12 protein-coding genes and 1 pseudogene are annotated in these 12,971 nt (G+C 38.1%); all 13 read right to left on the bottom strand.

The genetic code is table 11. The annotated features are described in order from the left end of the window. Positions 1 to 21: 21 nt before the first annotated feature. The 13 genes and pseudogenes from H8S63_RS02555 to H8S63_RS02495 all read right to left on the bottom strand — a co-directional run bounded on the left by H8S63_RS02555 (position 22) and on the right by H8S63_RS02495 (position 12,674). A pseudogene (locus H8S63_RS02555) lies at positions 22 to 998 on the bottom strand (virulence RhuM family protein). Between the two features lie 5 nt (positions 999 to 1,003). Further along, positions 1,004 to 3,193 (bottom strand): DUF262 domain-containing protein, encoded by a 2,190-nt coding sequence (locus H8S63_RS02550; RefSeq protein ID WP_186925640.1) that lies wholly within the window; start codon positions 3,191 to 3,193, stop codon positions 1,004 to 1,006. A gap of 10 nt (positions 3,194 to 3,203) precedes the next feature. Then, a complete protein-coding gene (locus tag H8S63_RS02545) occupies positions 3,204 to 4,988 on the bottom strand; it encodes a DUF262 domain-containing protein (protein WP_186925639.1) in 1,785 nt (594 codons plus the stop codon). Positions 4,989 to 5,005: 17 nt separating this feature from the next. After that, complete coding sequence (locus H8S63_RS02540) at positions 5,006 to 5,527, bottom strand: 3'-5' exonuclease (RefSeq protein WP_186925687.1); 522 nt, start codon at positions 5,525 to 5,527, stop codon at positions 5,006 to 5,008. Then, positions 5,523 to 6,242, bottom strand: coding sequence for a hypothetical protein (locus tag H8S63_RS02535; protein ID WP_186925638.1), 720 nt, complete (start codon positions 6,240 to 6,242; stop codon positions 5,523 to 5,525). Before H8S63_RS02535 ends, H8S63_RS02540 begins: the two co-directional genes overlap by 5 nt. 4 nt (positions 6,243 to 6,246) lie before the next feature. Further along, positions 6,247 to 7,212 (bottom strand): YafY family protein, encoded by a 966-nt coding sequence (locus H8S63_RS02530; protein ID WP_186925637.1) that lies wholly within the window; start codon positions 7,210 to 7,212, stop codon positions 6,247 to 6,249. A gap of 458 nt (positions 7,213 to 7,670) precedes the next feature. Then, entirely contained in the window at positions 7,671 to 8,702 is a 1,032-nt protein-coding gene (locus H8S63_RS02525; protein ID WP_186925636.1) for a hypothetical protein, read from the bottom strand. A gap of 178 nt (positions 8,703 to 8,880) precedes the next feature. Continuing rightward, the gene (locus H8S63_RS02520; protein ID WP_186925635.1) at positions 8,881 to 9,405 is read right to left on the bottom strand and encodes a phospholipase D-like domain-containing protein; all 525 of its coding nucleotides are present in this window, start codon (positions 9,403 to 9,405) and stop codon (positions 8,881 to 8,883) included. 168 nt (positions 9,406 to 9,573) lie between these two features. After that, complete coding sequence (locus tag H8S63_RS02515; protein ID WP_186925634.1) at positions 9,574 to 10,428, bottom strand: hypothetical protein; 855 nt, start codon at positions 10,426 to 10,428, stop codon at positions 9,574 to 9,576. A 40-nt stretch (positions 10,429 to 10,468) separates the two neighbouring features. Next, positions 10,469 to 11,305 carry a hypothetical protein gene (locus H8S63_RS02510; RefSeq protein ID WP_186925633.1) on the bottom strand — a complete coding sequence of 279 codons (837 nt, stop codon included), beginning with the start codon at positions 11,303 to 11,305 and terminating at the stop codon, positions 10,469 to 10,471. A 106-nt stretch (positions 11,306 to 11,411) separates the two neighbouring features. Beyond that, positions 11,412 to 11,930, bottom strand: a complete 519-nt coding sequence (locus tag H8S63_RS02505) for a hypothetical protein (RefSeq protein ID WP_186925632.1) — start codon at positions 11,928 to 11,930, stop codon at positions 11,412 to 11,414. Between the two features lie 4 nt (positions 11,931 to 11,934). Next, positions 11,935 to 12,384 carry a hypothetical protein gene (locus H8S63_RS02500; RefSeq protein ID WP_186925631.1) on the bottom strand — a complete coding sequence of 150 codons (450 nt, stop codon included), beginning with the start codon at positions 12,382 to 12,384 and terminating at the stop codon, positions 11,935 to 11,937. Between the two features lie 53 nt (positions 12,385 to 12,437). Continuing rightward, positions 12,438 to 12,674 carry a hypothetical protein gene (locus H8S63_RS02495; protein ID WP_186925630.1) on the bottom strand — a complete coding sequence of 79 codons (237 nt, stop codon included), beginning with the start codon at positions 12,672 to 12,674 and terminating at the stop codon, positions 12,438 to 12,440. Positions 12,675 to 12,971: the final 297 nt, after the last annotated feature.

Here is a 12,971-nt window from a genome sequence, read left to right as displayed (position 1 = left end):
TAGGAAAATATTTCGTATAGACTAATCTTTATTCCTCAATTTCTTAATCTCTTTGTCAAAATCGCTCTCCAATAGCTCCATTTCACGTTTACGGTAGATTTCAAACTCTTTTTCTGCTTTTTCAATCGCTTGTTTGTGCGAAATGTTTCCCTTGCCAATCAAGACTTTTCGTTTATGGGCAATAATTTGATTATCCAAAGCCTCTATCCAATCTTTCATTGTCATAGGAATCATTTCCAATGCTTGGAACTCCGCAAAATCCAAGAAACCAGAAACAAGCAGATTCAGACGTTGAAGTTCAATCTCAGACAAATAGTTCTTGGCTATTTTAACATCGTCTTTGGTCACATAGTTACCCTAGTCATTCCGACAAAAGGTTTTTCATTATCCACACGATTGTAGATGATTTCAGCAGCCGTATTCTCGTGAATAGCATAATGCAGCTTGTTTTGCACGGTGGCGAAGAATATTTTGGTCATTTCACTGCGAGGGTCATAGTCTGTTGCAGTGGCATAAATATCCGTAACTTGTTGATAGAAGTTACGCTCGCTACTACGAATATCCCTGATGCGCTGCAAAAGCTCACGGAAATACCGGTTCCCACCCTGCTTCAATCGTTCGTCATCCATAGCAAACCCTTTTTGGATATATTCGTGAAGCCGTTGGGTCGCCCACCTACGAAATCGAGTAGCAACTTGCGACTGGACACGGTATCCCAAGGTTATAATCATATCAAGATTGTAGTGATCAATGTTGCGTTTTACCTGCCGATTACCTTCCTGGCGAACTAACAAGAATTTCTTGTTAGTTGCCTCTATGGTCAGTTCTCCATCTTTATATATATTATCCACATGCTGGCTGATATTCTGTTGCGTAGTACAATATATATCTGCCAACTGATTTTGTGTCAGCCACAAATCTTCATCTGCAAAGCGTACCGACACACGGGTTATTTCATTATCGTCTTGATAAAGTATTATGTTGTTTTCTTTGTTCATGTTCGTTAGTTGTCTATGTTTTTTTTCAATAATAAATCTATTTGTTCAACCAAATCTTCTTCTGTTTTTATTCCATCTAAAGGAATATAGAAGCCTTTAGAATCACTTGAATTTGGATATTTCTTTTCCCATTCATCAGTCATCAAGCATATTGTATTATTTCCGAACATTGTCAGGAAATATTGTTGTTTGTATTTAAAATGAAGATACAACCCTTGGATATGCTTTCCTGTCCTTCTGTTTTTCTGTTCTTTATAAATTTCGAATAAATTAGGATCTGATGAATCTATAATATTAGACACACTCGCGTATAATGCATTGTTAATTACATAAGATACCCACTGATAATATCCCCTTCGGGTTTCTCGTTCAGTCCATATAAATTGGCTATCATCCCTCCAATTTGTTTGAATATATCCACTGTTAAAAGTGTCTTCACATAGTTCTATTATGTCTTGATGTAACAAAGACTGATATTTTTTCTCATCTTGCAGCAAGAAATGATGTAGATAAGGAACTGATTTACTATCAAGTAAAATTTTACGTAAATCTTCATCGTTGTTAGACACCCAATTATAATAGATATCGCATAATGCTTTCTCTTTTGTAATATATGGTGTTAATAATTTGATGGTGTGACGTTCGTTTTTATCTATAGGAATAAGCAATTTTACGTTTTCAATTTTTGTTTTAAACGAATCCCAATCTACTTTATTATTAGAATCAGTGAATAAAAATCTGATTGCACCCTTGAAGAAAGCATACCCTTCCATTTCTAATATTTCATTACGAAATTCCGAGAAACGACGTGCTTTGCATTGTTCTTCTAACATCTGAGCCTTGTTCTGCTTGAAGTCAATATCTGTTTCCTGAGACAAATATGCCAATATTTCATGCGAATGGGGCGCAAGTTCATCTATAAGACGCATTGTGGGTAGAATGAGATTATTATCTGCTCTATTCTCACAAATATTCCACAACACACGACACCATTCCGCAAATGAATTCTCATCATACTCACCATGTATCAGATAGCGACAATAACCATAAAACAAGAGTTGTGTTTTGTCTGTCAATGTGGTAATATTCCTCTTATTCCCATTTTTATATTTAGGAACGAAATCAAAACAATCACCCCACAATGCTTTTGCTTTCAGTTTGTTTCCCCTTAGACGGTCCATTATCTTGATAAAGTCCATAACGGATACTTTGTCAAGCACTTGTTTATATGGCTGAAAACTTGTGAATACTGGAGTGAATTGTTCTTTGACGTTAGAATCTTCTCCCATTTTTCTAATACATTCAAGTCTTGCGAATCTTCGGATAAAGGCAAAATAGATTTCATCAATTGTAATGTCATTTGTTAGAGGGTCCTCCCATCTGTTTTCCCAAAATATGTCAGTCCATTCCACATCCAGTTTGGCAGCAAACTCCAAAACTTCGTTTTCGTCAAGTATGTTACCATCACTTACATGTTGAACCAATTCCGCCTTGAAATTTTCAAAGTCAGTCAACTGTCTGCCACGCGCATTCATTTTGACATAAAGCTCATCGCTGTCATTTTCACTGATTTGTAATTTATTAAACTGTATGCATTTAGTATTGATAAGTTTATTCCAAAGTTCGCAGTAGTCACATTCGGTATCAGTAAATATTTCTTCCAATCCGTCAGGTATATCCTCCTCTTTCTTATCATTGGTTTTTGTTCCTGCTATCATATTGAGCATACCCATAATCGTTGGATCTTGCTTGTAGTGATGGTAGAACCATGTCTGTCGTGTAATCCAGTCTCGAAGAGGCTTATTGTCTTTATTTACACTTAAACCGCACAGCGACTTACAAAAGTCTGATGAGGAAGTACGAGTTTCATACGAAAACTTTGCAAGTGTACATTTAATATCATCTTCTTGAAGTTTGCCGGATTTGTATGCCAAAAACCAATGAAGCACCCAAAGAGTGGTAAGACGTTGCTGACCATCCAAAGGGATGAACATCGTTTCGTTGTCAACTCCATATATAAAATCAAGTATAAGTTGCTTGCCAGTGCATAAAGCGTCTTTTAAGGCATTCAGGAAATTATGCCTTATATACACTTTGTTTCTCCTTCCCTGTGCATAATCGCGTTGGATGGTAGGAATACTAATTCTCTTTATCTCAGTCGATGAGATTAAATCCCAAAACGTTATTTCTTGCATATCATCCTTATTAGAACTTTACATTAAATTCTTTGTTCAAACACTCAAATATTTCTTTTTTATAAGCTTTTGCATCTGTTTTTGACCACTCTCTATTAGTGGTACTGTTGGCAGTGTAAGCCTTAACAAATACATCTTTTGTACATAAAGGGACATAAGCCACGACATTGGATTTAATGTCTTCCTCCAAATCATCATTAAGAATATATTCCTTTCCCATTTCTTTCCCCATGATTATTCTTCGCTTAACTGGAAATACTGAATTACCGTAACTTCTGTTGGTATGTTCGTCAAGCAGGCAGAAATTCCATATCTGATTCTTTTCTGCATCATTGAGATGTTCTTCCTTATGCAATACCTGTTGCTGTTCTTCTTCGAGTTTTTGTCTAATATCTTCAAAGTCGCCTGATTCTTCCAGGCCTAAAAAACATTTAATTCTATTTTTATTGTCATCAGAAATAGAGCTGTCCAGCAAAAATGTTTTAAGCCACTCTTTTTGTTCAGAAGGTTGAGTTAAATCATTATCAGTGTTGGACGCAATATGTTCCACATCCCAATTCTCCGATTTATAAAGATAGAATGGAAATTTATTGAAGAGTTGTGTATCTGTTCTTTGATTCATATTCCTATTGATAATAATGATTCGTTGGATATTGAACAATAATAATATTGGCTTGCATTTTGTTTTATCTGAGGCCCGCTCTTCATTATATTTATATTGTTTGGAAAGGTCATTGCATCCACTTTTTTCTATAACCTTATTAATTTCCGATTTCAAATGTTTTTTGAAATCGGGAATAGTCATATCAGACTTCATCCATTCATCAAGTAGATTCAGAATGCAATTACTATTGTCTATGATAAGGAATCCGATATAATGATACATCTCTATCTCATTATACCAATGCATAAAAATGTTATATAGTTGTCTTATCTCATTCCAAATGGAATCAAAGGCCGATGCTTTTTTCTCTTTGAAATAGTCATAGAAATATCTGAATGTCGAGAACCGGTCATTTCCTATTTCGTCCGTAGGAGTAAAATGAAGCATATTCTTGTCCTTGATAATTTCAAACAGAAAATCGATTCTCGTATCCCTGTTATCCTCAATTGGCCTTATGAAACACCAAAAGGCATCATCGTTTAATGTATTTTCTATCTTATTCCATTCTGTTGCAATGTTTTTTTGCATCAATACGCTGTCTTCGGTAAAGTTTCCTCTTTTAAGCAACATGGCTTTGGCAAGTTCGGCATTAGTTAAAGAAATTTTGTCTTTATTCAGTCGGATAAAAGTTGCCACTTCATTATCTGTGGTACAGTACCAGATAAAATTCACCTTTTTGTCCAACTTATCTTTTAATAGCTTGACAAATAAGTCTTTCTCTTCTGAACGTTGTTCGAACCAAGTTTGAATTGTTAGATATGCCTGATTAACAAGATGTTGATCAATATTGATATTCCCTTCTACATAGCGGTTTTGCTGTTCTTTTCGTGATTCATATTTGATATCTATTTGTTTTTCACCTAAATAACCCAATAAAATTGATATAGTAGTGAGCCGCTGTTGACCATCTACCACATGATATGTGTTATCTTTTTCTGAATGATATACTACAAGAGGCTGAAGTGAATAGGATTTTTTGTCGCTGTGAATAAAATCACTTATATCGTATAACAAGTCAAGCACATTTGCACGCTGCCAACGATAACCTCGCTGGTAATGCGGAACAAGAAAACACATTCCTTCTTCGTTTTGTTCATTAAGCAATTCTTGTACAGTTTTTTCGTTTTGCATGATATTACAGTGATTATTTACTGGTGGATACTAATATCTTCCATTTCTCTCAAATATAGTCTCGCACACATTTCGGCGTCGTCACCAGCGCGGTGATGTGTGCCTTCGGGTATTCCGAGCTGTTCGCAAAGATAACCAAGCGTATTACAGCCAAAGTCATACATCTGCCGTGCAATCTTCAATGTACATTGCCATTTCAGTTCTGGTAGATGCAGGCGATACAGTTGGGCTGAATGTTCCAAACAGCTTCGGTCAAATGGCACATTATGTGCCACAAGGGTATCGAACTCATCAAGATACAACCGTTCTATTTCCTCCCAAACTTCTGGAAAAGAGGGGCTGTTTTCAGTGTCTTCAGGTGTGATACCATGACATTGCATATTCCAATAGCTGTACAGATTGTCTTCTGGCTGCACAAGACAAGAACGAGTTTCTGTAATTTCGCCGTTACGTACTACACAGATACCGACTTCACAAATAGAGGCTCGTTTGCCAGTCGCTGTCTCGAAGTCTATTGCGATAAAATTCAATCCTTCAATCATTGCCGCTCTCCTTAAATGTATAATCTCCACATATTAAAGCCTCCGTTATAGGATGTTTGGTTTTTAACCCTTTCCAATAGTTGCGTGCATATTCAATTGCTTCTTGCATTGAAGAACTGACTGGCACATCCGTAATCCACTGCATATCATATAGCTGAACTTCTGCATCTTCAAGATTTATTTCAGCCAATTTGTAGCCAGGCTCACGCAATTCATCTGCAAATTGTATTGTATCGCCTTTATCGATAAAAGCAAAGCAACTATCCAATCGGCTGAACGTTTCAGGAAATTCTTTCCTTCTGACCATTTCCCATATAACTTCCCAAAAATATTGGCCGTGTCCTTTCTCATCATCCAAGAATATACCAGTCTCTTGATAATATGTATTATATTCCACAATAAAATCCACAAGCGGTTGTATAGGGATATACTCTTTTTGCTCATTATAGACCATAAACAAATCAAGAGGGATTTCACTTGCACTTTCCCTAACCATTTGTTGTACATCTTCAATTACCCATCCATATTGAGTGGCAATCCTTAAGGCTGATGATATTTTGATGTTACATTCTTGAGATAACTTGCATACTTTTTCTATCTGCTCATAAAATTCTATGACTCTGTTTTTTCTTGCACTTTGGTTTATATAACTAGTATAAAGAATGTCATAAGACTCTTCTTCATTGAGAATACGATATAATTTGTTGCTCATATTGTTATTCTTTATAGTACGACATCAGGTTCTTGGCAAAATTTCGCATCTGCTTGCGCACCGATTCCGGTTCAATGACCTCTATTTGGTCGGCCTGTGCCAGCAACGACTGATATAAATCGTATGTTGGGCATACGTTAAGTTCGAAATAGGATGCTTCATCGTCTTTGAGTTCCACTAATTCACGTTGAGATTCGTGCAAGGGAAGTGTACGGATATAGTCCGCCCCTCCGCCGTATGCCTTGAGGATAACCCTGACTGGTTCCTCGTCGGAATGGATGATACCACAACATCCACGATAGTATTCATTTATATCAAAATTTTCGTTCATACTGAATGTAGCTTTCGTAGGATAGCAATCCAAGATGCGGTCAAGCGCATACACCATATATACATTCTCAGGACGATTACCGCCATCGGTTTTGTTCTTTTGGCAGTTACGTTCCGAATAGTAAAGACTGCGGGCCAATACATACCAGCGGCGTTTTACTACTTTGAGATAATATGGCTCAATATCAAAATTCCAAGATTCAGGTTTCCCAAAACCATGGTGGGTAATATGCAGAACTTGGTTGTTACGCATGGCATCGGTAATAACATTGAGCCATTTGTGCCCTGACGGAACATTCTCGAAAATGATACGTCCTTTCAATTTTCTGTCAGCCTGTATCTGATTCATAGCGGTATAGGAATCTATCAGCCAAATACGGAGATTGTCGCTTTCTAATTCTTCTGGATTATTAATGAAGTATTTATATCCGCCTTTAGTATCGCATGCTATTTCAACCTCGAAAATATCAAAGATAGCTTTGCGATGATTGTGAAAAGTACGGAGGGCAAGATCATCCTCGTCCCCATAACTCAAACCGCTCTTGTGCCAATGGTCATTGACCTCCTCGTATGTCAGACGGTCATAACGTCTGAACTGCTCTATCAACCAAACATAGCGACCGAATATATTTGCTGCCATAAATCTTTAGTATTGTTGGATATGCAAAGGTATATAAAATCTATGAAAAAATATGGCATACGTTATTTTTTCAATTTGTTTTTCAACGAATTTGGTCTTTATAATAACTCTTTCTTCCGCATTTTGCACAGTGTTTTCCGCACCACACTTCATCAAATTGATTTATTGCAGCTCCACCAGCGATGACTCATTTGTCAAGATGCCAGTCTCAAAGTTTTTTCTTTGTCCGCTCTTCATACCTATTCCCGCTCACGTCAAATTTGCCGAACCGATGTATGCCGTTTCCATGTCGAATATCTCAGCTTAAAAATGCATACGTAAACACAGTAATATGATATATTTGTAATATAGAACAACTTTCAAAATTGAAATACTATTCTGATCAGCTATGAAATAGACTACTCTGTGATATAATCAACAAAAATTGGATTGCAAATAGTACCCCTACACAATAAAATTCAAACATGCAGTTGATTATATATATCCAGTAAATAGTCATCGACCTTTGTGTCATCATAGAAACAATCATTCGCCCCACACCAAACAGATGATCCGATGGCATCAGGGAATAGTTCTGCCGTCCGAATCGCAATAAACTGACCAAAACGCAAATGGGTGGGCCTATATTCCGCTTCAATCCGTAATTTCTTTGCAAACTCGTCGTACGAATAGTTTTCCCACCACCCCATACGAGCTCCATCCTGCGCAACAATGTGTTGATGAGTAATACCGACTTCACACCAAAAATCGTTCATACGCAACAGGTCGGGAATCGAATACTCCTTATGCGTGCAGAGATCGTGTACAGCATGGCAGATACAGATATGGTTCATCTCAGGACGACACAAACAACCCTCTGCCCATGTCATTCCATCGTTCAAACAATCCTTGAACCCCAACTCTTCATCAGTCATGTCGCCTCTTTTCGTAAGATCAAGGCTATTATGACAACATTCTATGTCCAAATCATCAAGATGGCTTAATACCGCAATCATCGACCGAAAATCCGAGCCGTAATAAGCATCGTTTTCCAGTTGCAAAACCGACTCAGGGCCATTGAAAACAAACCGCAATCGACCTTCGATTTCCACATCGTCATCAAATGCCGGAGCATACGTAGTCAGAACATGCCGATAGGACGCTGCACTCCGGCTGTACATTTTCTTGGTCAAATCAAACAGTATGTCATTGACTTGGCAGAAACGTTCTATCTCCGTTGGGGTCGCCGCAAAAAGAGCATTCAACAAGTAACACCGATCGCGAAGTAATTCTCTAACAGATTCATGTTCACCCTCTGATAACGGTTTCAAAAATCCCTCTTGATCGACTTTCGTTACTTCTGCAATTTTTCGCTCTATGCGCTGTATCTTTTTGCGCACATTGACTAACTGCTTGTCCTGAGACAATTGGAGGCAGTCATCCGGTCGCTCGAAACGTCTCTTGAACCGACGCATCTTCCATTTGATACGTAATTGTTTCATCCAATTCATAAGCATATTAATATTTCAGCCGCAAAACAAAAGAGCAATGCGGGCATTGCGACGGAATGATAAAAATATAGTGCAAGTTTTTACATGCTATATTTTAATACACACAAGTATCGTTTTAAATTCAAAACAGATACTTAAAAATACGGCACAGGTTATGCTTTACTTTCAATCTGTTTTTTTAACGAATTTGGTCATTGCAATAACTTTTTCTGCCGCATTTTGCACAAAATTTTCCTCGCCAGACTTCATCAAACTGATTTATCGCTGCTTCCACCAGCGTTGGTTCATTTGTCAGGATGCCTGTCTCAAAGTTTCTTCTTTGTCCGCTTTTCATGCCTATTCCTGCTCCGGTCAAGTTTGCCGAACCGATGTAGGCCGTTTCCATGTCGAATATCATCAGTTTGAAATGAACACGTGGACAAAGTGTCATTTCCATTGCCGACCACAGTGCAGGAAACTTCTCATGTTCTTCTCTGAATATAGGCCCCGGCTCTTTGGCATGAATCAGGCGGATTGCAACGTTCCTCTTTACTAACTTGTCAAATACTGCTAACAGAGGAACTACCGCCGTTCCCGATTTTATATATACATCCTTTATGTCGGCTGTACCTATCCACAGAGTCTTCTTTACCGACGCCACACGCGCCAACACATCGTCATAGTGCTGTGTGTTGGCTATGTATTTGATGAATGGGGTCTGCATATCAATAGATATCTATGTAGTTTATAATATCTGTTTTTTTCTTTAATAGACCGACAGCACCATTCATAATATTGATACGTCGATAATCATGATGTTCCCATATCGGGGTATGGGTAGCAAACTGAGTAAGTGCGTTGTATGTTTCCCAAATAGTTCCTTCGCCTTTTATCAAGTGTTTTTATGGCGGTCATAATATCCTGCATTTTCGTAAGCAGAACGAGTTTCCTCATACGGTATCAATGTTTCCGCTTGCTCTTTTTCAATTCCTTGAGCAATCAAAATCTTTTGTGCCTTCCCCATTTCTGATAAAGAGATTCTTGATGTTGACGCTACAGTAAACAGTTTTCCGAATTGCTCGACACCTTGTGCAATGAACCGTTTGTCTTTCACTTGTGCAATCATCTTGCGAATTTCATTAGAAGATAGCTTATACACGGTAGCGTCTTTGTGCTCTTCTCTGACAGTCTGGCCATTTGAACACACTAATCGCTCGTAATAATGTCCTAATTCTACATGTGATAGAGTCCAAGCAAGATAGAAGCCATCCATCATGAAATCTTCTCCCGGTCCAAACAGATGCGTGTGCTCTTGTGGATTGGTATAAGTAATGGTAACGTGCGGGGTTCCCAAATTATTGAACTTGATGTCCGATATCGTATATCCGGTTTCTTCTGCCATCATTTCAGCAAAATCAAAAAATAAAGTCGGAGAAATATACTCATCCACAATAGGCACTATTTCTGTGAGTTGTCGGTTTTGAGGTGAAGCAATCACTACCACAGATTTAGGCTTTTGCATATTCGAAGCCACATTGATGTAGTTGCGGTAATTTGTCAGCCTGGTTTCGCCTGATGCTTCTTTTACCATCTTTCTTTGTCGGCTGTCAATGCCGATAATGCGGTCGTATGCATCTGTAAAGACACAGCTGGCGGTAACTTCTTTCCCATCCATAGAATATACATTCTCTCCCACATATGCAAGTCCGCTCAAGGATATAGTCTTCTGCGGCCATAATCCCTGCATAAATTGTTGTTTTTTAAGTTGAAATTCTGAATCGGTCATATCAATCAGGTGTAAAAAGTTTATCAAATTGGTCAGCAAAGTCACGTATCTGCCCTGCCACGTCGCTCTGCATTTGCTTTATATTTCGGTCTTGGAAGAAACGTTGTTCATTAAACGAAACATCTCCGGTGTTGCTTAGACTGTAGAAAAGCTTTACTCCGACATCACCACGGCGGTGTTTTGAAAAAGTTATGAAACGGTCGGAATAAATATTCTTAGGGTTCTCTAAGCGGAGTTCCATCATTGCGGTAATAGAATGCTTCAATCTGTTTGAGCCTACAAAATTACCGGACTTCGTCACCTGTTGGATGGTTAGGAAGGTACGATTGAGGGAGCGGCTGTTCTGTCCTTTATTCTGCTTTTTGATAAGCTGTATAAGCCAGCTTTCCGCATCTTTCATGCGAATGTTTTCCTCATCCTTGATTATACCTTGCAATTCGTAAAATGAATCAATGGCTACTATGTCCCATCCTTGTTCAACAACGTTTTTGACCATATCCCAATTGTGAACTTCATTGTCGAAATCAGATTCTACAAAGAGGATGGGCAGCGTCCGGAATTTCGGATATCTCTCTACATATACAGTGAGGTCTATCTCATGCATTTCGGCACTCACAAAGAGAATCCGGGCTTTCAGATAGCGATTCTGCATGTTGGCCAACATATCAAGAATAATGGTAGTCTTACCCACACCGGGGTCGCCGATAATCATATAGTTCACACCACGGGGCAGCCCTTGGTGTGAACTCAAAAGTTCGTCCAAGGCTGTACCGCAATGGAAAGTCTCAAAGAGTTTCGGGTCGAAACTCAAATCACACATTCTTACTACATGATTCATGGCGTTTATTTTATTTGAATACCTATGGTGAAAGTTTGCGGAACGGTAAGTGTTCCACAAACTTTCATGCTCTATTTATGGTGGTTAAATAAGGCTCTTCTGCATATTAAGCTATTACTTCAAGTTTAAGCTCTTTAGCTCGCTCTTCTACAAGCTCCCTCCATAGGCGAGAATCTTGCAGTTGACTTGACGGAATCTTATCGGCATAACGTTCGAGAAAATCAGCATTGTACAGTTTTTCGTCATGCCAACGATCGATTAGTTCCGACCAATCCCAATAATCAATGAATTTGTCGATTAACAGATAATTTAATTCAAGTTCTCTATTTTCCGAAAGCTTTCCCCAATCCCAATAGTCTTCAAACTGCTCTAAGCACTCTTCTGTCAAGATTGTCTCGCAACCGGTACTTGACAGTTCTTGCCAGTCGATGAATTTCTTGAACTTATCCAGCATTGCAGGAGTCCATACAATGTTGTTGTTATTGGAAATCGCTTTCCAATCTACTTTGTTTTTGTGCTTTTCGAGCATCTGTTCTGTCCATGCAAAATTCTCTGAAAGTTCTGTCCATGCCGAATCATTGAGAATTTTCTCCATAAATTCATTGGTTAATTTTTTTGTTGCCATAATTCTAATAATTGATATTTTTTAATTTTAAGTTCGATGCTATAAGTCTTGCTATTACGGTGTCCCCCATAATGTTTTTGTCACATGAAAGTCCCCATATAATAGAAGTGTCCGCCTGAAACATATCAACAAATTGCGATAATTCTGACAAGTCTGCTGAAAGAATTGGCTCCTTTTCATTATAACTTAGATGAACTAATATTGCGGTTGCGGAGAACAAATCAAAACCCTTTGCAACAGTACATATTTTTACAATTGCATCTTCTATAGAATCGGATATACGACATGAGCCATTGGCATATCCTTCAAGCAAAACTACATTGCTTGCATCTTTTGTAATGGAGCTTATGTCGGCGATATCTAAACTAATCAGAGGTGAACCAGCACTAAAAATATCGGAGGTCTCTGTTACGACTGTCTCTATTGATGGTGCTATGAAAAATTGAGACTTCATTTCTATCTTTTTTAATGGAACTGCATCGTAACTGATACAGTTCCAAATCACAATTAACGTTTGCGGAGTACCCAGGTTCTTCCATCATTGGTAGAATAGAACAGTCCTTTGTCAGTTGTTCCGAGAATTTCCTTACCTGAGTCCATTAAGTCGCTAAAAGCTCCAGTGTTAGATGAGCCATTGTAGCGAACCACCCATGTACGGCCTTGATTGGTTGAATACTCAATTTTCTTGTTGTCTTTGGGTGAAATACGAAGCATTTCTTTCCCACGATTAATCATAATTGGCATAATGTTGAGATTTAAATGTTGCTTTGTCATTATTGACACTGCAAAAGTATTATGGCAGCTATGCCATATCGTGGCAGAGGTTTCAAAAAATATAGAGATTTTATTTTTTTATGCTATCTGTGAAAAAAGCAAGAGATACCTATCGTCTTTCCGCTCGAATCATTCATAGCGATGTATATTACATACTTGTAAAAGTGTAAAATATTTCTGTCTGCCAAATAATTTACCAATTATATTTTCCTCAATTACAAAAATATTATCCAGCGGGTAAGAAAAAAGCTCCTTAAACCACTGGTT

The organism is Bacteroides sp. NSJ-39 (assembly GCF_014287315.1).
Taxonomy (GTDB): Bacteria; Bacteroidota; Bacteroidia; order Bacteroidales; family Bacteroidaceae; genus Bacteroides; species Bacteroides finegoldii.
This window is presented reverse-complemented; position numbering and strand designations above follow the sequence as displayed.

Coding starts and splice junctions, on each gene's coding strand:
- H8S63_RS02550 (WP_186925640.1), bottom strand. CDS start 3,193: ATGCAAGAAATAACGTTTTGGGATTTAATCTCATCGACTGAGATAAAG.
- H8S63_RS02545 (WP_186925639.1), bottom strand. CDS start 4,988: ATGCAAAACGAAAAAACTGTACAAGAATTGCTTAATGAACAAAACGAA.
- H8S63_RS02535 (WP_186925638.1), bottom strand. CDS start 6,242: ATGAGCAACAAATTATATCGTATTCTCAATGAAGAAGAGTCTTATGAC.
- H8S63_RS02530 (WP_186925637.1), bottom strand. CDS start 7,212: ATGGCAGCAAATATATTCGGTCGCTATGTTTGGTTGATAGAGCAGTTC.
- H8S63_RS02525 (WP_186925636.1), bottom strand. CDS start 8,702: ATGAATTGGATGAAACAATTACGTATCAAATGGAAGATGCGTCGGTTC.
- H8S63_RS02520 (WP_186925635.1), bottom strand. CDS start 9,405: ATGCAGACCCCATTCATCAAATACATAGCCAACACACAGCACTATGAC.
- H8S63_RS02515 (WP_186925634.1), bottom strand. CDS start 10,428: ATGCAGGGATTATGGCCGCAGAAGACTATATCCTTGAGCGGACTTGCA.
- H8S63_RS02510 (WP_186925633.1), bottom strand. CDS start 11,305: ATGAATCATGTAGTAAGAATGTGTGATTTGAGTTTCGACCCGAAACTC.
- H8S63_RS02505 (WP_186925632.1), bottom strand. CDS start 11,930: ATGGCAACAAAAAAATTAACCAATGAATTTATGGAGAAAATTCTCAAT.
- H8S63_RS02500 (WP_186925631.1), bottom strand. CDS start 12,384: ATGAAGTCTCAATTTTTCATAGCACCATCAATAGAGACAGTCGTAACA.
- H8S63_RS02495 (WP_186925630.1), bottom strand. CDS start 12,674: ATGCCAATTATGATTAATCGTGGGAAAGAAATGCTTCGTATTTCACCC.